General features: G+C 66.7%; 19 protein-coding genes. 9 read left to right on the top strand and 10 right to left on the bottom strand.

From position 1 onward, the window contains the following. Nucleotides 1–32 precede the first annotated feature (32 nt). Entirely contained in the window at nucleotides 33–500 is a 468-nt protein-coding gene (locus QO207_RS07930) for a DUF2269 domain-containing protein (RefSeq protein WP_301531927.1), read from the top strand. 10 nt (nucleotides 501–510) lie between these two features. After that, nucleotides 511–978: a DUF2269 domain-containing protein gene (locus QO207_RS07925; protein ID WP_301531926.1), complete on the top strand. Its 468-nt coding sequence runs from the start codon at nucleotides 511–513 to the stop codon at nucleotides 976–978. Nucleotides 979–1,003: 25 nt separating this feature from the next. Here the strand turns inward: QO207_RS07925 and QO207_RS07920 are convergent, their stop codons facing one another. Beyond that, complete coding sequence (locus QO207_RS07920; RefSeq protein WP_184587787.1) at nucleotides 1,004–1,660, bottom strand: HAD family phosphatase; 657 nt, start codon at nucleotides 1,658–1,660, stop codon at nucleotides 1,004–1,006. A 147-nt stretch (nucleotides 1,661–1,807) separates the two neighbouring features. Here QO207_RS07920 and QO207_RS07915 point away from each other — a divergent pair, with 147 nt between their 5' ends. The 3 genes from QO207_RS07915 to QO207_RS07905 all read left to right on the top strand — a co-directional run bounded on the left by QO207_RS07915 (nucleotide 1,808) and on the right by QO207_RS07905 (nucleotide 5,708). Then, entirely contained in the window at nucleotides 1,808–2,287 is a 480-nt protein-coding gene (locus QO207_RS07915; RefSeq protein ID WP_045215602.1) for an RNA pyrophosphohydrolase, read from the top strand. Between the two features lie 31 nt (nucleotides 2,288–2,318). Then, nucleotides 2,319–4,598 carry a phosphoenolpyruvate--protein phosphotransferase gene (gene ptsP, locus QO207_RS07910; RefSeq protein ID WP_301531925.1) on the top strand — a complete coding sequence of 760 codons (2,280 nt, stop codon included), beginning with the start codon at nucleotides 2,319–2,321 and terminating at the stop codon, nucleotides 4,596–4,598. 84 nt (nucleotides 4,599–4,682) lie between these two features. Further along, nucleotides 4,683–5,708, top strand: coding sequence for a sensor domain-containing diguanylate cyclase (locus QO207_RS07905; RefSeq protein ID WP_301531924.1), 1,026 nt, complete (start codon nucleotides 4,683–4,685; stop codon nucleotides 5,706–5,708). Here the strand turns inward: QO207_RS07905 and QO207_RS07900 are convergent. Beyond that, nucleotides 5,705–6,451 carry an NRDE family protein gene (locus QO207_RS07900; RefSeq protein ID WP_301531923.1) on the bottom strand — a complete coding sequence of 249 codons (747 nt, stop codon included), beginning with the start codon at nucleotides 6,449–6,451 and terminating at the stop codon, nucleotides 5,705–5,707. The genes QO207_RS07905 and QO207_RS07900 overlap by 4 nt on opposite strands. Before the next feature lie 114 nt (nucleotides 6,452–6,565). Here QO207_RS07900 and QO207_RS07895 point away from each other — a divergent pair, with 114 nt between their 5' ends. Together QO207_RS07895 and lgt are read left to right on the top strand one after the other, a co-directional pair. Continuing rightward, on the top strand, nucleotides 6,566–7,348 hold the full coding sequence (locus QO207_RS07895; protein WP_301531922.1) for a sulfite exporter TauE/SafE family protein: 783 nt from the start codon (nucleotides 6,566–6,568) through the stop codon (nucleotides 7,346–7,348). 20 nt (nucleotides 7,349–7,368) lie between these two features. Next, nucleotides 7,369–8,169, top strand: coding sequence for a prolipoprotein diacylglyceryl transferase (gene lgt, locus QO207_RS07890; protein WP_301531921.1), 801 nt, complete (start codon nucleotides 7,369–7,371; stop codon nucleotides 8,167–8,169). 194 nt (nucleotides 8,170–8,363) lie between these two features. Here lgt and QO207_RS07885 read toward each other — a convergent pair whose 3' ends face one another. The 4 genes from QO207_RS07885 to QO207_RS07870 all read right to left on the bottom strand — a co-directional run bounded on the left by QO207_RS07885 (nucleotide 8,364) and on the right by QO207_RS07870 (nucleotide 13,066). Beyond that, nucleotides 8,364–8,813 carry an NfeD family protein gene (locus QO207_RS07885; RefSeq protein ID WP_301531920.1) on the bottom strand — a complete coding sequence of 150 codons (450 nt, stop codon included), beginning with the start codon at nucleotides 8,811–8,813 and terminating at the stop codon, nucleotides 8,364–8,366. Further along, on the bottom strand, nucleotides 8,813–9,739 hold the full coding sequence (locus QO207_RS07880; RefSeq protein WP_301531919.1) for an SPFH domain-containing protein: 927 nt from the start codon (nucleotides 9,737–9,739) through the stop codon (nucleotides 8,813–8,815). Before QO207_RS07880 ends, QO207_RS07885 begins: the two co-directional genes overlap by 1 nt. A gap of 122 nt (nucleotides 9,740–9,861) precedes the next feature. Further along, nucleotides 9,862–11,646, bottom strand: coding sequence for a GspE/PulE family protein (locus tag QO207_RS07875; RefSeq protein ID WP_301531918.1), 1,785 nt, complete (start codon nucleotides 11,644–11,646; stop codon nucleotides 9,862–9,864). Nucleotides 11,647–11,701: 55 nt separating this feature from the next. Then, nucleotides 11,702–13,066: an inorganic triphosphatase gene (locus QO207_RS07870; RefSeq protein WP_301531917.1), complete on the bottom strand. Its 1,365-nt coding sequence runs from the start codon at nucleotides 13,064–13,066 to the stop codon at nucleotides 11,702–11,704. A gap of 187 nt (nucleotides 13,067–13,253) precedes the next feature. Between QO207_RS07870 and argE the strand changes: the two genes are divergently transcribed. Together argE and argA are read left to right on the top strand one after the other, a co-directional pair. Beyond that, on the top strand, nucleotides 13,254–14,393 hold the full coding sequence (gene argE / locus QO207_RS07865) for an acetylornithine deacetylase (RefSeq protein WP_301531916.1): 1,140 nt from the start codon (nucleotides 13,254–13,256) through the stop codon (nucleotides 14,391–14,393). Nucleotides 14,394–14,586: 193 nt separating this feature from the next. Next, nucleotides 14,587–15,885 carry an amino-acid N-acetyltransferase gene (gene argA, locus QO207_RS07860; RefSeq protein ID WP_301531915.1) on the top strand — a complete coding sequence of 433 codons (1,299 nt, stop codon included), beginning with the start codon at nucleotides 14,587–14,589 and terminating at the stop codon, nucleotides 15,883–15,885. Here the strand turns inward: argA and QO207_RS07855 are convergent, their stop codons facing one another. The 4 genes from QO207_RS07855 to QO207_RS07840 all read right to left on the bottom strand — a co-directional run bounded on the left by QO207_RS07855 (nucleotide 15,886) and on the right by QO207_RS07840 (nucleotide 20,776). Further along, nucleotides 15,886–16,143 (bottom strand): hypothetical protein, encoded by a 258-nt coding sequence (locus QO207_RS07855; protein ID WP_301531914.1) that lies wholly within the window; start codon nucleotides 16,141–16,143, stop codon nucleotides 15,886–15,888. Between the two features lie 140 nt (nucleotides 16,144–16,283). After that, nucleotides 16,284–17,870, bottom strand: coding sequence for a glutamate--cysteine ligase (gshA, locus tag QO207_RS07850; protein WP_301531913.1), 1,587 nt, complete (start codon nucleotides 17,868–17,870; stop codon nucleotides 16,284–16,286). Between the two features lie 164 nt (nucleotides 17,871–18,034). Beyond that, nucleotides 18,035–18,424: a PaaI family thioesterase gene (locus QO207_RS07845; protein ID WP_088420109.1), complete on the bottom strand. Its 390-nt coding sequence runs from the start codon at nucleotides 18,422–18,424 to the stop codon at nucleotides 18,035–18,037. A gap of 9 nt (nucleotides 18,425–18,433) precedes the next feature. Then, on the bottom strand, nucleotides 18,434–20,776 hold the full coding sequence (locus QO207_RS07840; protein ID WP_301531912.1) for a Tex family protein: 2,343 nt from the start codon (nucleotides 20,774–20,776) through the stop codon (nucleotides 18,434–18,436). Nucleotides 20,777–20,861 lie beyond the last annotated feature (85 nt).

Here is a 20,861-nt window from a genome sequence, read left to right as displayed (position 1 = left end):
GTCGGAACGCCGCACGATCACAGGGACTTGAAATGGAAAGCCTGCAGACCTTCCGCATCCTCCACGGCATTGCCGCGGTGCTGCCGTTCCTGGCCATCATCGGCCTGGCTTGGTACGGCTGGCGCAGTTGGCGTGGCGGCGACGCCGGAGTGATCGCCAAGGCGCTGCAACGTATCGGCCTCATCGGCTGGGTGCTGGTCGCCGGCAGCGTCGCCAGCCTGCCGGTCACCGGTTATCGCATGGTGCAGACCATCGGCTGGCCGCTGGGGCAGACCTGGTTGCTGGGTAGCGCCTGCCTGCTGATCGTCGCGACTGTCTTCTGGCTGCTGTTCACCACCCGCCTGTGGCGCATCCGCGACCTGGCGCTGGTGGCGCAGAGCAGTGGCGAACCGATCTCCGCCGGCGCCGCACGGCAATGGAAGTTCGGCTTGGCCTTCTTCGTGCTCGCGCTGCTGTGCGTGATCGCCATCCTGGTGCTGATGATCAGCAAGCCGGTGTGAAGCACGCCGCGTGAACCTCTACCTGCTGCTCAAGACCCTGCACATCCTCTCTTCCACGCTGCTGTTCGGCACCGGCCTCGGCTCGGCCTATTACAGCTGGCGCGCCTGGCGCAGCGGTAACCTGGAAGCGATCCGCATCACCTTCCGCCACCTGGTCACCGCGGACTGGCTGTTCATCGCCACCACGGCGGTGTTCCAGCCGCTGAGCGGCATCGCCATGGCGCACATGGCCGGCTGGCCGCTGGATTCGGGCTGGTTACTGTGGAGCCTGGCGCTCTATGTGTTCGCGGGCACCTGCTGGCTGCCGGTGGTGTGGCTGCAGATCCGCGTGCGGGACATGGCCGAAGCCGCGCACCGGGAAGGCACGGCGCTGCCGCCGCGGGCCTTCCTCTATATGCGCTGGTGGTTCGCCCTGGGCTGGCCGGCGTTCCTGGCCTTTCTGGCGATCTTCTACCTGATGGTCAACAAGGGCTTCTGAGCCTTCAGCGCAGGTTGACCAGCGCTCAGCCGCGCAGGCTGATCACCGGCCAGCCGCGCTCGGTGGCGGTGGCACGCAGGGTGTCGTCGGGGTCGACGGCGACCGGGTTGGCCACCAGTTCCAGCAACGGCAGGTCATTGCGCGAGTCGCTGTAGAAATAGGCGTCGTCCAGCTTCAGGCCGGTCTCTTCGAGCCAGCGGTTGAGGCGGGTCACCTTGCCGCCCTGGAAGCACGGCACGTCGCAGGTACGGCCGGTGTAGAGGCCATCGAGCATCTCGCACTCGGTGGCGATCAGCGTCTCCACGCCCAGGCGCTCGGCGATCGGGCCGGTGACGAAGCGGTTGGTGGCGGTGATGATCACCAGCTTGTCGCCGGCAGCGCGGTGCTCGGCCAGCAGGGCTTCGCCGCGGGCCAGGATGATCGGCTCGATGACGTCCTGCATGAACTGGCGATGCCAGGTGGCCAGCTGGTCGAGGCTGTTGCGGCCGAGGATCGCCTGGGTGAAGGCCTGGTAGGCGAACACATCGAGGGTGCCGGCGACATAGTCGGCGTAGAAAGCATCGTTGCGCGCCTGGTACTCGCCGGCATCCACCAGCCCGCGCTGGCACAGCCATTCGCCCCAGCTGTGGTCGCTGTCGCCGGCCAGGAGGGTGTTGTCGAGATCGAAGAGAGCCAGTCGCACGATGGTTTACCGCCAGTTGCCAATACGGAAAAGTCGCCTAGAGTAACGGCTTTTGCCCACCCAGCACAGGACGCCGCAGCCCGCGTTGCCGCTGTCACAAGCTTTGTGGAACAATGCGGGCACACGCGATTTCGAGGATGTACCGCCGTGATCGATCCCGATGGTTTTCGCCCCAATGTCGGCATCATCCTTTGCAACGATGTCGGACAGGTCCTGTGGGCACGGCGCATCAACCAGGAAGCCTGGCAATTTCCCCAGGGCGGCATCAACGCCCGCGAAACCCCTGAGGAAGCGCTGTACCGCGAACTGAACGAAGAAGTCGGCCTGGAAGAGCAGGACGTCAGGATACTGGCCTGTACCCGTGGCTGGCTGCGCTACCGCCTGCCGCAACGCCTGGTGCGAACCAACAGCCAGCCGCTGTGCATCGGGCAGAAACAGAAGTGGTTCCTCCTGCGCCTGACCGGCGAGGAAAGCCGGGTGCGCATGGATGTCACCGGCAAGCCCGAATTCGACGGCTGGAAATGGGTGAGTTATTGGTACCCGCTGGGCCAGGTCGTGACCTTCAAGCGCGAGGTCTACCGCCGGGCACTGAAGGAATTGGCACCGCGCCTGCTCGCGCGCGACTAGCACGTAGTTCAAGGAGTTAGACCCCCACGCCATGCTCAACACGCTGCGTAAGATCGTCCAGGAAGTGAACTCCGCCAAGGACCTCAAGGCGGCGCTGGGCATCATCGTGCTGCGGGTCAAGGAGGCCATGGGCAGCCAGGTGTGCTCGGTCTACCTGCTGGACCCCGAGAGCAACCGCTTCGTGCTGATGGCCACCGAGGGCCTGAACAAGCGCTCCATCGGCAAGGTCAGCATGGCGCCCAACGAGGGCCTGGTCGGCCTGGTCGGTACCCGCGAAGAGCCGCTGAACCTCGAGAACGCCTCCGAACACCCCCGTTACCGCTACTTCGCCGAGACCGGCGAGGAACGCTACGCCTCCTTCCTCGGCGCACCGATCATCCACCACCGTCGAGTGATGGGCGTTCTGGTGGTGCAGCAGAAGGAAAAGCGCCAGTTCGACGAAGGCGAGGAAGCCTTCCTCGTCACCATGAGCGCACAGCTCGCCGGCGTTATCGCCCACGCCGAGGCCACCGGTTCGATCCGCGGCCTGGGCAAGATGGGCAAGGGCATCAGCGAAGCCAAGTTCGTCGGCGTCCCCGGCGCCCCCGGCGTGGCCGTGGGCAAGGCCGTGGTGGTGCTGCCGCCGGCTGATCTCGAAGTAGTCCCGGACAAACCCATCGACGACGTCGAGGCCGAGGTCGAGCGCTTCAAGCAGGCGCTGGAATCGGTCCGCGAGGACATGCGCAACCTCTCCAGCAAGCTGGCTACCCAGCTGCGCAAGGAAGAGCGCGCGCTGTTCGACGTCTACCTGATGATGCTCGACGACGCCTCCATCGGGCTGGAAGTCAAACGCATCATCCGCACCGGCCAGTGGGCGCAGGGCGCCCTGCGCCAGGTGGTCATGGAGCATGTGCAGCGCTTCGAACTGATGGACGACGCCTACCTGCGCGAGCGCGCATCGGACGTCAAGGACATCGGCCGGCGCATCCTGGCCTACCTCCAGGAAGAACGTAAGCAGTCGCTGACCTACCCGGACCAGACCATCATCGTCAGTGAGGAGCTGTCGCCGGCCATGCTCGGCGAAGTGCCCGAAGGCAAGCTGGTGGGCCTGATCTCGGTACTCGGCTCGGGCAACTCCCACGTTGCCATCCTCGCCCGCGCCATGGGCATCCCGACCGTCATGGGCGCGGTCGACCTGCCGTATTCCAAGGTCGACGGCATCGACCTGATCGTCGACGGCTACCACGGCGAGATCTACACCAACCCGTCGCCGCAGCTGGTCAAGCAGTACGGCGAAGTGGTCGCCGAAGAGAAGGAACTGAGCAAGGGCCTGGCCGCGTTGCGCGAGCTGCCCTGCGAGACGCTCGACGGCCATCGCATGCCGCTGTGGGTCAACACCGGCCTGCTGGCGGACGTGGCCCGCGCCCAGGAGCGCGGCGCCGAAGGGGTCGGCCTGTACCGCACGGAAGTGCCGTTCATGATCAACGACCGCTTCCCCAGCGAGAAGGAACAGCTCGCCATCTACCGCGAGCAGCTTTCCGCCTTCCACCCGCTGCCGGTGACCATGCGCACCCTGGATATCGGCGGTGACAAGGCGCTGTCGTACTTCCCGATCAAGGAAGACAACCCCTTCCTCGGCTGGCGCGGCATCCGCGTCACCCTCGACCACCCGGAAATCTTCCTGGTGCAGACTCGCGCCATGCTCAAGGCCAGTGAAGGCCTGGACAACCTGCGCATCCTGCTGCCGATGATCTCCGGCACCCACGAGCTGGAAGAGGCGCTGCACCTGATCCACCGCGCCTGGGGCGAAGTGCGCGACGAAGGTGTCGACATCCCCATGCCGCCGATCGGCATGATGGTGGAGATCCCCGCGGCCGTGTACCAGACCCGCGAACTGGCGCGCCAGGTGGACTTCCTTTCCGTCGGCTCCAACGACCTGACCCAGTACCTGCTGGCGGTGGACCGCAACAACCCGCGCGTCGCCGACCTCTACGACTACCTGCACCCGGCCGTGCTGCAGGCGCTGAAGAAGGTGGTCGACGACTCCCACGCCGAAGGCAAGCCGGTGAGCATCTGCGGCGAGATGGCCGGCGACCCGGCGGCTGCCGTGCTGCTGATGGCCATGGGCTTCGACTCGCTGTCGATGAACGCTACCAACCTGCCCAAGGTGAAGTGGCTGCTGCGCCAGATGACCCTGTCCCGCTCCCGCGAACTGCTCACCCAGCTGATGACCTTCGACAACCCGCAGGTTATCCACAGCTCGCTGCACCTGGCCCTGCGCAACCTCGGCCTGGGCCGCGTGATCAACCCGGCGGCGACCATCCAGGCCTGACGCCGGGCGCATTCCCTGCCGGCACCGTGCATTACCGGCAGGCTCGTAGGAAACAAGGCCGGCTCACTGGCCAAGGCGAAGCTTATGGAAGAGCTCGACGTCACCCCCCGCACGGAGCCCGAAGCCGGTGTGCGCAGCCTGCGCTATGCGCTGAGCATGGTCAGCGACGGCATCTGGGATTGGGATATCCGCAGCAACCATGTCACCCGCAGCCCGAGCTGGTACGTCATGCTCGGCTACGACCCGGACAGCCTCCCCGAGAACGTCAATACCTGGCACGAACGCATCCATCCCGATGACTTCGAACGGGTAATGTTCGCCTTCAATGCCTACATCGAGGGGCGCAGCGGTGCTTATCGTGAGGAGTACCGCTGCCGCTGCGAGGACGGCAACTACCTGTGGATCAGCGATCACGGGCGCTTCTTCGAGTTCGACGAAGGGGGCAAGCCGACCCGGATGGTCGGCGCCCATCGCAACATTCACGAGCGCAAGCTCGCCGAGCTGGCGCTGCAGGAGAAGAACCACGAGCTGCACCAGCTCAACCTGAGCCTGGAATACCTGGTGCAGGAGCGCACCGCCGCCCTGCGCAAGGCCAACCAGGCGCTGGCCGAGCAAGCCGCCGTTGCCCTGCGCCTGTCGGAAATCGACCCGCTGACGCAGATCGCCAACCGGCGGCGCTTCGAGCAGCAGTTGCACGCCGAATGGCAGCGTCTGCAACGCCACGGCCACGGCTGCTCGCTGATGATGTTCGACCTCGATCACTTCAAGCGCATCAACGACAGCCTCGGCCACCAGGCCGGCGACCGCGTGCTGGTGGCGGTGGCCGAAGTGGTGCGGCGGCGTCTGCGCGAGGAAGACTGCTTCGCCCGCTGGGGCGGCGAGGAGTTCATCGTCCTGCTGCCGGAAACCACCGGCGAGGCCGGCCGCGAGCTGGCCGAACGGCTGCGGATGAGCCTGCGCCGGGCCGATGTCTCGCTGCCGACGCAACTCACCGCCAGCTTCTCGGTGACTGAGATGAAGCTCGGCGAAGACCTTATGGGCCTGCTGCGCCGTCTGGACGAAGGGCTCTATCGCGCCAAGGCGCAGCGCGACTGCATCGTCCTCTGCTAGAGCGTCAGCGCCACTTCGCCCAGCCGCGCCCCGCTGGGGCCGAAGCTGTGTTCCAGCAGCTCGCGGCGTCCATCGGCATGCACGATCAGCGCCGTACTGGCGCGGGTGCCGTAGTTCGCGCTGGCGATGAACACGCTGGACAGCAGCCGCTCGGTGGCTAGGCCCACGCCAGTTTCCGGCAGTTCGGCATCGCCGGGCTGCTGATTGTCGCGCAGCAGGGCGAGCAGAGAGCCGGTATCGGGTTGCTCCAGTGCTGAGTCCAGCGCACTGCGTGCCTTGATCAGCTTGGGCCAGGGCGTGTTCAGCGCGGCATTCGACAGCCCGTGCACACCCGGCGCCACCGCCACTGGCGGGCCGACGCGGGGATTGAAGTAACAGAGCTGGCTGCGGTCGCCGACCAGCAGGTTGAAGCCGCTGTAGTCCGCCGCGCGGCGCGCGACCTTCTGCAGGTACTCCAGGGGTGCCTGCCGGCCTTGCAGGAAGGTCGCCACCAGCTCGCCACGGGAGTGCTTGCCCACCGGCTGGCCGGGGTCGCGGACGTTGGTCAGGGCGGCGAAGCGGCCGTCCGGCGCCACCCCCAGCCAGGTACCGCCGGCTTCCAGGTCGCGCCCGGCATGCACGCCGGGATGATCCTCCCAGGCCGCCAGCGGCAGGGTCGGGCGGGCGTAGAACTCGTCGCGGTTGGCCGCAACGATCAACGGCGTGGCGTGGTCAGGGCGCCAGGCGAAGACGATCAGGCACATGGGTCGAACTCCGTAGTGTGCCGGCAGTCTATCAACATCCAGCGAAGACCCGGAGTGGCTGGAGCGCCCGGGAGCCTTCGGCTACCATGCCCGCTTTGTTGCCCGAGGTTGCCCATGGAGTTCGTGCTCTACCTGGTGCTTGGTGCCTGCGCTGGCGTGCTCGCCGGCCTGTTCGGCGTTGGCGGCGGGTTGATCATCGTCCCGGCCCTGGTCTTCAGCTTCGGCGCCCACGGTTTCTCGCCCGACGTGCTGACCCAGATGGCGGTCGGCACTTCGCTGGCGACCATCGTCTTCACCTCGATCAATTCGATCCTCGAACACCATCGACGTGGCGCGGTGCGCTGGCAGGTGTTCGGCTGGATGACCGTCGGCATCCTGGTCGGCAGCGCGCTGGGGGCGATCACCGCATCGAAGATCCAGGGCCCGGTGCTGCAGAAGATCATCGGTATCTTCGCCATCCTGGTGTCGCTGCAGATGGTGCTGGGCCTGCAGCCCAAGGGCGCGCGCGACCTGCCGGGGCGTTTCGGCCTGGGCGTGGCCGGCGGCGTGGTGGGCTGGGCCTCAGCCATTTTCGGCATCGGCGGCGGCTCGCTGACCGTGCCTTTCCTGACCTGGCGTGGCGTCTCCATGCAACAGGCGGTTGCGACTTCCTCGGCATGTGGCCTGCCGATCGCCATTGCCGGCGCGATATCCTTCATCGCCGTCGGCTGGCACAACGACAAGCTGCCGGAGCTGAGCCTGGGCTTCGTCTACCTGCCGGCGCTGGTGGGCATTGCCGTCACCAGCATGTTCTTCGCCCGCATCGGGGCACGGCTGGCCCATCGCCTGCCACCCCTGGTGCTCAAGCGTTTGTTCGCCCTGCTGCTGTTCAGCGTGGGCTTGAGTTTCCTGATCTGAGTTCCTGCTAGGAGAAGCGGATGCTGCCTTATCCACAGATCGACCCGGTTGCCGTTGCACTCGGGCCGCTGAAAATCCACTGGTACGGCCTGATGTACCTGATCGGCATCGGCGGCGCCTGGCTGCTGGCGTCGCGCAAGCTGAAGGATTTCGACCCGACCTGGACCAAGGAGAAACTCTCCGACCTGGTCTTCTGGGTGGCGTGCGGCGTGGTCCTGGGCGGTCGCCTGGGCTACGTGCTGTTCTACAACCTGGATGAGTACATCGCCAACCCGACGCTGATCTTCGAGGTGTGGAAGGGTGGCATGTCGTTCCACGGCGGGCTGATCGGCGTGATGCTGGCCACCTGGTGGTTCGGCAAGCGCAACAACAAGAGCTTCTTCCAGCTGATGGACCTGATCGCTCCGCTGGTGCCGATCGGCCTGGGCGCCGGGCGTATCGGCAACTTCATCAACGGCGAGCTGTGGGGCAAGGTGACCGACGTGCCCTGGGCGATGATCTTCCCCACCGGCGGCCCGTATCCGCGCCACCCGTCGCAGCTCTATCAGTTCGCGCTGGAAGGCGTGGCGCTGTTCGTCGTGCTCTGGCTGTTCACCCGCAAGCCGCGCCCGACTGCCTCGGTGTCCGGCCTGTTCGTGCTGTGCTACGGCATCTTCCGCTTCATCGTCGAGTTCGTCCGCGTACCAGATGCCCAACTGGGCTACCTGGCCTGGGGCTGGCTGACCATGGGCCAGGTGCTGTGCGTGCCGATGGTCCTGGGCGGCATCGCGCTGATGGTCTGGGCCTACCGCCGCGCTCCGGCGCAGCCCGTAGCGAGCTGAGTCTTGCGCCAATGAAAATGCCCGCCGATTGGCGGGCTTTTTTGTGGGTGGCTGGATAGTCCGTGCCAGTCTATCCCCTCACCCCAGCCCTCTCCCGGAGGGAGAGGGGGCCGATCGTGCCGGCTGACGCTGTCATTTCAGCCGATACCGTACAGTCCCCTCTCCCTTTGGGAGAGGGTTAGGGTGAGGGGCTCCTAGAGGATGGGCTCCACCAGCAGCAGCACGCCATCCTGCCCGGTCACGCGCACCTGCGTGCCGGCTGGCAGGTCTGGCCCGCTGACCAGCCACACGCTGTCGCCGACGCGAATCTTGCCGCGGCCGCCGACGATGGCGTCATGCAGGGCGAACTGCCGGCCGACCAGCTCGCTGCCGCGGCGGTTCAGGCTGGAGGGGACGGCGTCGCGCTTGTTGATGCGCTGGTGGTTCCACCAGTACAGCGCGGTGAGGATCGCCAGCACGCCGAAGGCCAGGCACTGCCAGACCCAGTCCAGCCCCGGCAGCAGGAAGGCCAGCACGCCGGTCAGCGCGGCAGCGATGCCGATCCACAGCAGGTAGCCGCCGGCACCGAAGATTTCCAGGATCAGCAGGACGATGCCCAGGCCCAGCCAGTCCCAGAAGCCGAGGTTCTGGAGAAAGCCGGCCATTAGCTGCGGCCCTTGGTTTCGCCGAAGGTGGCCTTGACGATCTCGCCGATGCCGCCGACCGCGCCGATCACCTGGCTGGCCTCCAGCGGCATCAGCACGATCTTGCTGTTGTTGGAGCTGGCCAGTTGGCCGAGGGCGTCGACGTATTTCTGCGCGACGAAGTAGTTGATCGCCTGCACGTTGCCGCTGGCGATGGCCTCGGAGACCACCTGGGTCGCCTTGGCTTCGGCTTCGGCCTGGCGCTCACGCGCCTCGGATTCGAGGAAGGCCGACTGGCGCAGGCCTTCGGCTTCGAGAATCTGCGCCTGCTTCTTGCCCTCGGCGGTGAGGATTTCCGCGGCGCGGCGACCTTCGGCTTCAAGGATTTGTGCGCGCTTGAGGCGCTCGGCCTTCATCTGGCTGGCCATGGCTTCCACCAGGTCGGCCGGCGGGCTGATGTCCTTGATCTCGATGCGGGTGACCTTCAGGCCCCAGGGCGCGGTGGCCTCGTCGACGGTGCGCAGCAGGCGCTCGTTGATCGCGTCGCGCTGGCTGAGCATGTGGTCCAGCTCCATGGAGCCGAGCACGGTGCGGATGTTGGTCATCACCAGGTTGCGCACGGCGTTTTCCAGCCCGCTCACCTCATAGGCAGCGCGGGCGGCGTCGACCACCTGGAAGAAGCACACGGCGTCGATCTGCACGATGGCGTTGTCGGCGCTGATCGCCTCCTGCGGCGGCACGTCGAGCACGCGCTCCATCATGTTGATCTTCTGCCCGACGCGGTCGACCACCGGGATGATGATGCTCAGGCCCGGCTTCAGGGTGACGGTATAGCGGCCGAAGCGCTCGATGGTCCATTCGAAGCCCTGGGGGACGACCTTGAACCCCATGAGGACGATGACGATGGCGAGGATGACGAAAAGCAGGGCAACACTGCCGATTTCCATGCGGAGGACTCCTTGTCTGGCGTGGATTGAGTGAGGGTCGAGTTTAACCGGCACGCCAGGCGGGCATGCGGGAAAGTGCAGCAGTCGCCGGCGGACTTTTCCTCAGGCGACTGACGGGCGGCTTACTTCTGCTCGCTCTGCGGCGTCACCCGCAGCACTTCCTCGATGGTGGTGAGGCCGGCGGCGACCTTCTGCGCGCCGGACAGCCGCAGGCTGCGCATGCCTTCCTTGTAGGCCTGGCGGCGCAGGGGGATGAGGTCGGTGTCGGCGGTGATCAGCTCTTTCAGCGACTCGCTCAGCAGCATGATCTCGTAGACCCCGGCGCGCCCGCGGTAGCCGGTGTCGCGGCATTCCAGGCAGCCGACGGCCTGGTGTGCGCCGGTGGGCAGCGGGGCGTTCCACGGGCGGGTGACTTCCTGCCAGTCTTCCTCGTGCAGCTCCATCGGTGCCTTGCAATGCGGGCACAGGGTGCGCACCAGGCGCTGGGCCATGACGCCGAGCACGGTGGCGCGGATCAGGTAGTACGGCACGCCCAGTTCCAGCAGACGGGTGATGGCGGTGGGCGAGTCGTTGGTGTGCAGCGTGGAGAGCACCAGGTGGCCGGTGAGCGCCGCCTGGATCGCCATCTCGGCGGTCTCCAGGTCGCGGATCTCGCCGACCATGATGATGTCCGGGTCCTGGCGCAGCAGGGCGCGCACGCCGCTGGCGAAGGTCAGGTCGATGTTGTGCTGCACCTGCATCTGGTTGAACGAGGGCTCGATCATCTCGATCGGGTCCTCGATGGTGCACAGGTTCACCTCGTCGGTCGCCAGTTGTTTGAGCGTGGTGTAGAGCGTGGTGGTCTTGCCCGAGCCGGTCGGCCCGGTGACCAGGATGATGCCGTTGGGCTGGCTGGTCATGCTTTCCCAGCGGCGCAGGTCGTCGGGCGAGAAGCCGAGCTGGTCGAAGGTCTTGAGTAGCACCTCGGGGTCGAATATACGCATCACCATCTTCTCGCCGAAGGCGGTGGGCAGGGTCGACAGGCGCAGTTCCACCTCGGCGCCGTCCGGGGTCTTGGTCTTCACCCGGCCGTCCTGCGGCTTGCGCTTCTCGGCGACGTTCATCCGGCCGAGGGACTTCAGGCGGCTGACCACCGCCATGGTGACCTGCGGCGGGAACTGGTAGACGTTGTGCAGCACGCCGTCGATGCGGAAACGCACCGTGCCCTGCTCGCGGCGCGGCTCGATATGGATATCGCTGGCGCGCTGCTGGAAGGCGTACTGGAATAGCCAGTCGACGATGGTGACGATGTGCGCGTCGTTGGCATCGGGCTCCTGGTCGCTGGCGCCCAGGTTGAGCAGCTGCTCGAAGTTGCCGACGCCGCTGATCTTCTGGTCCGACGAGGTAGCGCCGGTGACCGACTTGGCGAGGCGGTAGAACTCCACGGTGAAGCGCTGGATGTCCGCCGGGTTGGCCACCACGCGCTTGATCGGCCGCTTGAGGACGTGGGTGAGGTTGCTCTCCCAGGCGTGCACGAAGGGCTGGGCGCTGGCGATGGTGACTTCGTCCGGGGCGACCGCCACCGCAAGGATGTGGTGGCGCTGGGCGAAGGCGTAGGACATCAGCGGGGTGAGGGCGGCGACGTCGATCTTCAGCGGGTCGATGCGCAGGTAGGGTTGACCGGCATAGTCCGCCAGCCACTTCACCAGGGTGTCCAGGTCCAGCTTGCGCCCGGGCCGCTGGCGGTCCTCGACCTGCTGCGCGGCGAGGAATTCCAGCGGGTGCTGCTGGTTCTTCACGGCGCTGCGGCGGATCGCCAGGCATTGTTCGGCGTCGTTCTGATCGACGCGGCCCTGGTTGACCAGCTCGCGCAGGATATCGCCCAGATCGAGCGGACGGTCCTGGGCGGATGGGGCAAAGACGGACATGCGGACTCCCTGTTTCAGTGGCGGGCCGGCAGGCCCGCAACAATGCCGGCCCAGCTTATTTCAAAAGCGCCTTCCACGGCTTGAGGGTCAGCACAGTATGGGCCTGGGCCGCGAGGGCATCCAGGCGCCCCTCGGCGTCGGGAGTGACGAGCAGCTCCTGCAGCTTGGCCAGTTCGCCATACAGGCGGTCGGTTTCCGGCAGCTCCAGTACGCCGCGCGCCAGGCGCAGCCAGACCAGCATGCGCTGCAGGCGCGGCAGCTGGTCGGCGAGTACTTCGGGCAGGTGCTGGGCACGCTGCAGCGGCATGCCCTGGGCCTCTTCGGCGAGGGTGCGCTGCAGCCACTTGCCCACTGCGGCGCCGCCCAGGCGGTTGGCGCGCTCGTTGCGCTCGAGGGTCCAGGCCTTGCCCAGCAGCCAGCGCGAGGTACTCAGGGAGAACTGACCCCAGCGCAGATTGGCCAGTTCCTCGCGGAAGACTGCCGGCATCTGCTGGCGCACCGATTCGTCGTGGCGGCCCTGCTCGATGCGCGGCTGCCAGTCGGCGATCAGCGCGTCGAGGGCGGCGCGCAGCTCGCGGGTGGTGGCGCGCGGCACGGCCTGGCCGAGGCTGCCGAGCAGGGCGCGCAGGTCGACCAGCTGTTGCAGCCAGCTTTCCAGCAGGCTCCAGTGGCCATTGAAACGGTACTGCTCGGCCAGGCGCTGGCTGCTGCCCAGCAGCGACCAGGACAGCGCGGCAAAGGCGCCGTCCAGCGGGGTTTCGTGCAGCAGCTTCTGGGTGTCGGGCTGGATGCTGTAGCTGGCCGGGTCGAACAGGCGGTAGCCGCGCTCGGCCTTGCTGATGTCGCAGGGCATCAGCGCCAGGTCCGCGGCGAGTTCGATGGCCAGCTCCAGCAGCGCCTCGGGCTCGCCCTGGCGCAGTTCCAGTTCCAGCTCGCAGATTTCCTCTTCCTGCTTGCCGGCGACGACCTTGCCCAGGTCCAGCGCGGCTTCGATCACCACCTTGGCCTTGCCGCGGCCCCAGGCGATCTCGGCGCGCTGGCGGGTGAAGTCGGTGCTGAAGATCGGCTTCAGGCTCTTCTTGTCCAGGTCGGCGAGGGCGGCCGGCCAGCACTGGTCGTCGAGTTTCTTCAGATCGAGCTTGTTCTTCTCCAGGTACCAGTCCCACTCGTTGCGCTCGGACAGACCGGCGACGCTCTGGCCGCGGGTCTTCAGGGTCTGGATGAACTGCTCACCGTCCTTGCGCATGCGCAGCGCGACGCGGGCGCGGGCCAGGTCGCGGGCCGGGGTGTCGTAGTACTGGTTGAACAGCTCGCGGGGCTCCCAGCCGGATTTGTTGCGCTTCTTCAGCGCGGGATGCTCGCGCAGGGCTTCGAGGGTCTCGCGGCTGGCGCGCAATTTGATTTCGGTTTCTTTCTGCATGGCGGGGGTCCGGGTCAGAGCGGACGCGCCCGGATTCCCGGCCTCTTGCAGCAAGGACGGAACGACGGACGCGAAAAAGACTTCAAAGTCATGCAGTTTACAGGACTTCGGCGTTCCTGCCGGGCGCCGCGAGGTTTTACCGCACCGCCGCATGGTCCATAGTGGAGACCATCTTCTGGAGAAAGCCATGCCGTTGCCGCCGCTCAAACAACGCTTCGCCGAGCTGATCGCCATCCCCTCGGTGAGCTGCACCCAGCCTGCGCTGGACCAGTCCAACCGCCCGGTGGTCGAGCTGCTGGGCAACTGGCTGGTGGACCTGGGCTTCGCCTGCGAGATGCCGCCGGTGTCGCCGGGCAAGTTCAACCTGGTCGCCACCCTGGGCAGCGGCCCCGGCGGCCTGGTGCTGGCCGGGCACACCGATACCGTGCCTTATGACGAAGCCCTGTGGAAAAGCGACCCGCTGGGCCTGGACGAGCGCGACGGGCGCTGGTTCGGCCTGGGCTCCTGCGACATGAAGGGCTTCTTCGCCCTGGCCATCGAAGCGCTGCTGCCGTTGCTCGATCAGCCGTTCAAGCAGCCACTGATCATCCTCGCCACCTGCGACGAGGAAAGCTCCATGGCCGGCGCCCGCGCCCTGGCCGAAGCCGGGCGGCCGCTGGGGCGCGCGGCGGTGATCGGCGAGCCGACCAACCTGAAGCCGATCCGCCTGCACAAGGGCGTGATGATGGAGCGCATCGACATCCTCGGGCAGAGCGGCCATTCCTCCGACCCGAGCCTGGGGCGCAGCGCGCTGGAGGCGATGCAGGCGGTGATGGGCGAGCTGCAGGGCCTGCGCGGGGAGTGGCAGAAGGAGTACAACAACCCGCAGTTCAGCGTGCCGCAGCCGACCCTCAACCTCGGCTGCATCCACGGCGGCGACAACCCCAACCGCATCTGCGGCCAGTGCGCCCTGGAGTTCGACCTGCGCCCATTGCCGGGCATGCAGCCCGAAGTCCTGCGCCAGGCCATCCGCGAACGTCTGAAACCGCTCGCCGAGCGTCATGCGGTGAAGATCGACTATGCCCCGCTATTCCCGGCCGTGCCGCCCTTCGAGGAGCCGGCGCAGAGCGAGCTGGTGCGACTGGCCGAAAGTCTGACCGGGCACACGGCACAAGCGGTAGCCTTTGGCACCGAAGCACCGTATCTTCAGCAGCTCGGCTGCCAGACCCTGGTGCTGGGCCCTGGCGACATCGCCTGCGCCCACCAGCCGGACGAACACCTCGAGCTCGAACGCATCGAGCCTACCGTGGAACTGCTGCGCGGACTGATCCGGCACTATTGCTTGTGAACAGCAGTCGCTGATCAGCCCGTGAAACTGTTGATGAAGAGTTGCCTGTAGAGCGCCCCGACAACGGGCCCAACCTATCCAAGAGGAGAAACCTGTCGATGTTCCTGCGACGACGATAACCGCGCCGCCCCTGGCCGTGCTCCGGCCGCATCCGACAGCTTTCCGCCCACTCGAACGACAGGCTTTTCAAGCAATGCACGACTACGTCAACTGGCTGCGCCACGCCTCGCCCTACATCAACTCCCACCGGGACTGCACCTTTGTGGTGATGCTTCCCGGCGAGGGCGTCGAAGACCCCAATTTCGGCAATATCGTCCACGACCTGGTGCTGCTGCACAGCCTCGGCGTGCGCCTGGTGCTGGTGCACGGTTCGCGCCCGCAGATCGAGGCGCGCCTGGCTTCCCACGGGCTGGCGCCGCGCTTTCACCGTGGCCTGCGGGTCACCGATGCGCCGACCCTGGACTGCGTGATCGACGCCGTCGGCAGCCTGCGCATCTCCATCGAAGCGCGCCTGTCCATGGACATGGCCGCCTCGCCGATGCAGGGCTCGCGCCTGCGCGTGACCGCCGGCAACTTCGTCACCGCTCGGCCAATCGGCGTGGTCGACGGCATCGATTACCACCACACCGGCGAAGTGCGGCGGATCGACCGCAAGGGCATCAACCGCCAGCTCGACGAGCGCAGCATCGTGCTGCTCTCGCCGCTGGGTTATTCGCCCACCGGGGAAATCTTCAACCTCGCCTGCGAGGACGTGGCCATGCGCGCGGCCATCGACCTGGGCGCGGACAAGCTGATCCTTTATGGAGCCGAGCGCGGCCTGATGGACGACGCCGGCAAGCTGGTGCGCGAGCTGCGCCCGCAGCAGGTGCCGGCGCACCTGGAACGCCTGGGCACGAGCTACCAGGGCGAACTACTGGACGCCGCGGCCCAGGCTTGCCGCGCCGGCGTGCGGCGCAGCCACATCGTCAGCTACACCGAGGACGGCTCGCTGCTCAGCGAGCTGTTCACCCGCACCGGCAACGGCACCCTGGTCGCCCAGGAGCAGTTCGAGCAGCTGCGCGAAGCGGGCATCGAGGACGTCGGCGGCTTGCTGGAGCTGATCCGTCCGCTGGAAGAGCAGGGCATCCTGGTGCGTCGTTCGCGCGAGGTGCTGGAGCGCGAGATCGAGCAGTTCAGCATCGTCGAACGCGAAGGGCTGATCATCGCCTGCGCGGCGCTGTATCCCATCGCCGACTCGGATTCGGCAGAGCTGGCCTGCCTGGCGGTAAATCCGGAGTACCGCCACGGCGGACGCGGCGACGACCTGCTGGAGCGCATCGAACAGCGCGCGCGCAACCTCGGTCTGAAGACCCTCTACGTGCTTACCACGCGCACCGCCCACTGGTTCCGCGAGCGCGGTTTCCAGCCCAGCAGCGTGGAGCGCCTGCCGGCGGCGCGGGCGTCGCTGTACAACTACCAGCGTAACTCCCAGGTCTTCGAAAAGACCCTTTGATCAGACGCGGCGCTGCACGCCGCGGATCTGCGCGGTGAGTCGCGGCGTAGGACGGGGTGCTTTGGCTTCGGCCTCGCCGTTCTTGCGCAGGCGCATGCGCAGGAGATTGTTGGCGTCTCTCCAGCCGGCTTCCCAGCTGGCTGCCAGGACTTCGTGATGAGGGCGGCGCGGTTTGCGCGCCAGCAAGGCTTCCAGGTAACCCTGGCGATAGGCGGTCTCCAGCTGATGGAGGGTCCAGGAGGGGGATTGCGGGGACATGGATCGCTTTCCTGCGAGGGCTTGAGCGGATCGCACCGGTTGGCCGGTGCTTGATCCGGGGGAGGGAGGATTTTCCCTCCCCGGCTCGCAGGTTGCCGATCAGAACTCTATCAGCTGCGCGTCAGCGATTTCTTGCAGCGTCAGACGCTGAGCAGCCCCAGGATGCTCGCCTGGTAGGCGGCGACGAAGGTGTCGAAATCGCCTTCGGGCTGCTTCTCCAGTTCCGCCTGTTCAGCCAGGGACTCGCTGACCATGCTTTCGAAGCGTGACTGCTGGTCTGCCGGCAGCGGCTCGCCCTGCAGGGTCGCAGCGTGTTCGCGGCTGTAGCGCAGGGCGAAGGCTTCGAAGCTCTCGCCACGCTCGCGCATTTCCGCGAGAACGCGGGCGGACGGGGTGAGGTTGGCGTCGGCGACTTTCGCGCGCTGCTCAGCCAGGCTCCGGGCGTGCAGGTCGCTGCCATTGGCGCGGTCGAGCAGCTCGATGATCGGCGCGATGGCGTCGAGCAGGGCGCCGGCCCATTCCTTCAGTTCGACCGGCTGGCAGCCGCGCTCCAGCATCAGCCCCGGACGCCGGCCTTCCTTGACCACCTTGAGGAAGTTGGCGGTGGCCGAGCCGCACTCGCAGCCGCCCAGCGGCGGGCTGTCGGACAGTGCGCAGTAGAGCAGGAAGGCGTCGAGGAAGCGTGCCTCGGTAACGTCGATGCCCAGCGGCAGGAACGGATTGATGTCCAGGCAGCGCGCCTCGACGTACTGCACGCCACGGGCCATCAGCGCCTGGATCGGCCGCTCGCCGGTGTAGGTGACGCGTTTCGGGCGGATACTCGAGTAGTACTCGTTCTCGATCTGCAGGATGTTGGTGTTGAGCTGCACCCACTCGCCATCGACCTTGGTGCCGACCTTTTCGTACGGCGCATACGGCGTGCTCACCGCGCGGCGCAGGCTGTCGATGTAGCTATCGAGGTCGTTGTAGCAGGGCGTCAGGCCGGCCTGGGCGTTGTTCTGGTAACCCAGGTCGCTCATGCGCAGGCTGGTGGCGTAGGGCAGGTAGAGGGTGTTTTCGTCGAAGGCTTCCAGGCCGTGCGGACGGCCGCGCAGGAAGCCGGCATCCAGGGCAGGCGATGCGCCGAACAGGTACATCAGCAGCCAGCTGTAGCGGCGGAAGTTGCGGATCATCGCGATGTAGCGGTGCGACTGGAAGTCCCGCGCGCTCTTCTCGCTGCCTTCTTCCTCGCGCAGCAGCTCCCAGATGCCTTCGGGCAGGGAGAAGTTGTAGTGGATGCCGGCGATGCACTGCATGGTCTTGCCGTAGCGCAGGGCCAGACCCTTGCGGTAGACGTACTTCAGGCGACCGATGTGCGAGCTGCCGTAGCGGGCGATCGGGATGGTCTCCTCATCCGGCAGCTTGCAGGGCATGGACGGGCTCCACAGGTATTCGCCGTCGAGCCTGGCGCTGGCGAAGCGGTGGATGTCACCCAGTTCGTCGAGGGTCTTCTCGACGCTGGTGGAAGTCGGGGTGATGAACTCCAGCAGCGACTCGGAGTAGTCCGTGGTGATCTGCGGGTTGGTCAGCGCCGAGCCCAGAGCACGCGGGTGCGGGGTCAGGGCGAGCTTGCCGCGTTCATCGACGCGCAGGCATTCGCGCTCGATACCGTGCAGGCACTGGGTGAGCAGGGACAGGTTGGCGGCATCGCCAAGCAGGGCCAGGCGGCGGGAGAGTTGGTCGCTCAAGTTGGAAGTCCTTCACACGGCAATCGCCCCACTATGGGGGTGGACTGGGCGGTCTACAAGGGGGAACACCACCGGCGTGGTCGCCTGGCTTGGGCAGTCGCTGCGCCGGTGCCCGCAAATCCGGGGCTCCGGCCGACAGCATAGGTCAGATATCGCGGGGCTACTTACAGCTGGGCGAAGGTGCCTTGTCCCTTGGCGACCAGCTTGTCGCCCTGGTGGATATCGGCCTCGACCACCAGCGAGCGCCGCCCGGCGTGCAGGACCTTGGCCACACAGCGCACTTCGCCTTCGGCGACCGCGCGGATGTAGTTGATCTTGCATTCCAGGGTGACGCTCTGCCGGTCGAAACCATGGGCGCTGGAGCAGGCCAGGCCCATGGTCATGTCCATCAGCGTGAAGAGTGCGCCGCCGTGCATGACATTGCCGCGATTGCGCAGGTGCTCGGCCATCGGCAGCAGCACCTCTGCTTCACCATCAGCGACACGGATCGGCTGCACGCCGATGGTTTCGCTGAAGCGGCTGATCATCAGCTCGCGGGCGGGCATCTCACTCATGGACCTTCCTTACTTCTTCTTCAGTTGCTTGGCATTGGCGAACAGCGAGGCCATGGCGTTGTTCGCCGGGGCCTGCTCCTGCTGGCGCGGGGCAGCGCTGCGCTCGCCACGTGGCGCGCCGTTGCCGGGACGACCGCCGCCGCGCGGGCCTTCGGTCTTCTCGCCGGGGGTGTCGCTCATGCGCATGGACAGGCCGACGCGGTTGCGCGGGATGTCCACTTCCATGACCTTCACCTTGACGATGTCACCGGCCTTGACCACTTCGTACGGGTCCTTGACGAACTTCTCCGACAGCGCGGAGATGTGCACCAGGCCGTCCTGGTGGACGCCGATGTCGACGAAGGCACCGAAGTTGGTGACGTTGGTCACCACGCCCTCGAGCACCATGCCGGGCTTGAGGTCCTTGAGGCTCTCGACGCCGTCCTGGAACTCGGCGGTCTTGAACTCCGGGCGCGGGTCGCGGCCGGGCTTGTCGAGTTCCTTGAGGATGTCGGTTACGGTGGGCAGGCCGAACTGCTCGTCGGTGAACTTCTTCGGGTCCAGGCGCTTGAGGAAGCCCGAGTCGCCGACCAGCGAGCGCACGTCACGGCCGGTATCGGCGGCGATGCGCTGCACCAGCGGGTAGGTTTCCGGGTGCACCGCGGAGGCGTCCAGCGGGTTGTCGCCGTTCATCACGCGGAGGAAGCCGGCGGCCTGTTCGAAGGTCTTGTCGCCCAGGCGGCTGACCTTGCGCAGGTCGTCGCGGGTGCGGAACGCGCCGTTGGCATCACGGTGCGAGACGATGTTCTGCGCCAGGGTGCTGTTGAGGCCGGAGATGCGTGCCAGCAGCGCCGCGGAGGCGGTGTTCACGTCCACGCCCACGGCGTTCACGCAGTCTTCCACCACCGCGTCCAGGCTGCGCGCGAGCTGCAGCTGGGATACGTCGTGCTGGTACTGGCCGACGCCGATGGATTTCGGTTCGATCTTCACCAGCTCGGCCAGCGGGTCCTGCAGGCGGCGGGCGATGGATACGGCGCCACGCAGGGAGACGTCCAGCTCGGGGAATTCCCTGGCGGCCAGTTCCGACGCCGAGTACACCGAGGCGCCGGCTTCGCTGACCATGATCTTGGTGCACTTGAGCGCCGGGTATTTCTTGATCAGCTCGGCGGCCAGCTTGTCGGTCTCGCGGCTGGCGGTGCCGTTGCCGATGGCGATCAGTTCCACCTGGTGCTTGGCGCACAGCGCGGCGAGCACGGCGATGGTCTGGTCCCACTGGTTCTTCGGCACGTGCGGGTAGACGGTGGCGGTGTCCAGCAGCTTGCCGGTGGCATCGACCACGGCGACCTTCACGCCGGTGCGCAGGCCCGGGTCGAGGCCCAGGGTGGCGCGCGGGCCGGCCGGGGCGGCCAGCAGCAGGTCGTGCAGGTTGCGCGCGAAGACGTTGATCGCCTCGGCGTCGGCGCCGTCGCGCAGCTCGCCCAGCAGGTCGGTTTCCAGGTGGGTGTAGAGCTTGACCTTCCAGGTCCAGCGCACCACTTCGGACAGCCACTTGTCCGCGGCGCGGCCCTGGTTGGACACGCCGAAGCGCTCGCCGATCATGATCTCGCAGGGGTGCGAGGTACCCGGCAGCTCTTCACCGACCTTCAGCGCCACACTGAGGATGCCTTCGTTGCGGCCACGGAAGATCGCCAGGGCGCGGTGCGACGGGGCGCTCTTGAGTGGTTCGTCGTGCTCGAAGTAGTCGCTGAACTTGGCGCCTTCGGTTTCCTTGCCCGGCACCATGCGCGCGGTAAGGGTGGCGTTGTCCTTGAGGAAGCCGCGCAGGCGGTCCAGCAGGGTGGCGTCTTCGGCGAAGCGCTCCATCAGGATGTACTTGGCGCCTTCGAGTACGGCGCGGGTGTCGGCGAAGCCTTTCTCGGCATCGATGAAGCGCGCGGCTTCGCTTTCCGGCGTCAGGCCCGGGTCGTTGAACAGTGCGTCGGCCAGCTCGCCGAGGCCGGCTTCCAGGGCGATCTGGCCCTTGGTGCGGCGCTTCTGCTTATAGGGCAGGTAGAGGTCTTCGAGGCGGGTCTTGGTATCGGCGAGCTTGATCTCGCGGGCCAGTTCCGGGGTCAGCTTGCCCTGTTCCTCGATGCTGGCGAGGATCGCGCCACGGCGGTCTTCCAGTTCGCGCAGGTAGCGCAGGCGCTCTTCGAGCATGCGCAGCTGGGTGTCATCCAGGCTGCCGGTGACTTCTTTCCGGTAACGGGCGATGAAGGGGACGGTGGAGCCTTCATCGAGCAATGCGACGGCAGCGGCGACTTGCTGCGGTTGAACGCGGCCGGAGGGCAGTGCGGAAAGCTCTTCGGCGATACGGGTGTTGATGCTGTCCATGAATCCACCTGGTGAAACCAACGAAATACGGGGCTTGGCTGCCGCGCCGGAGCGTCGGGCAGGCGTCTATGACAACGCCCCGCCG

This window comes from Pseudomonas sp. CAN1 (assembly GCF_030462585.1).
Classification (GTDB): Bacteria; Pseudomonadota; Gammaproteobacteria; order Pseudomonadales; family Pseudomonadaceae; genus Pseudomonas.
This window is presented reverse-complemented; position numbering and strand designations above follow the sequence as displayed.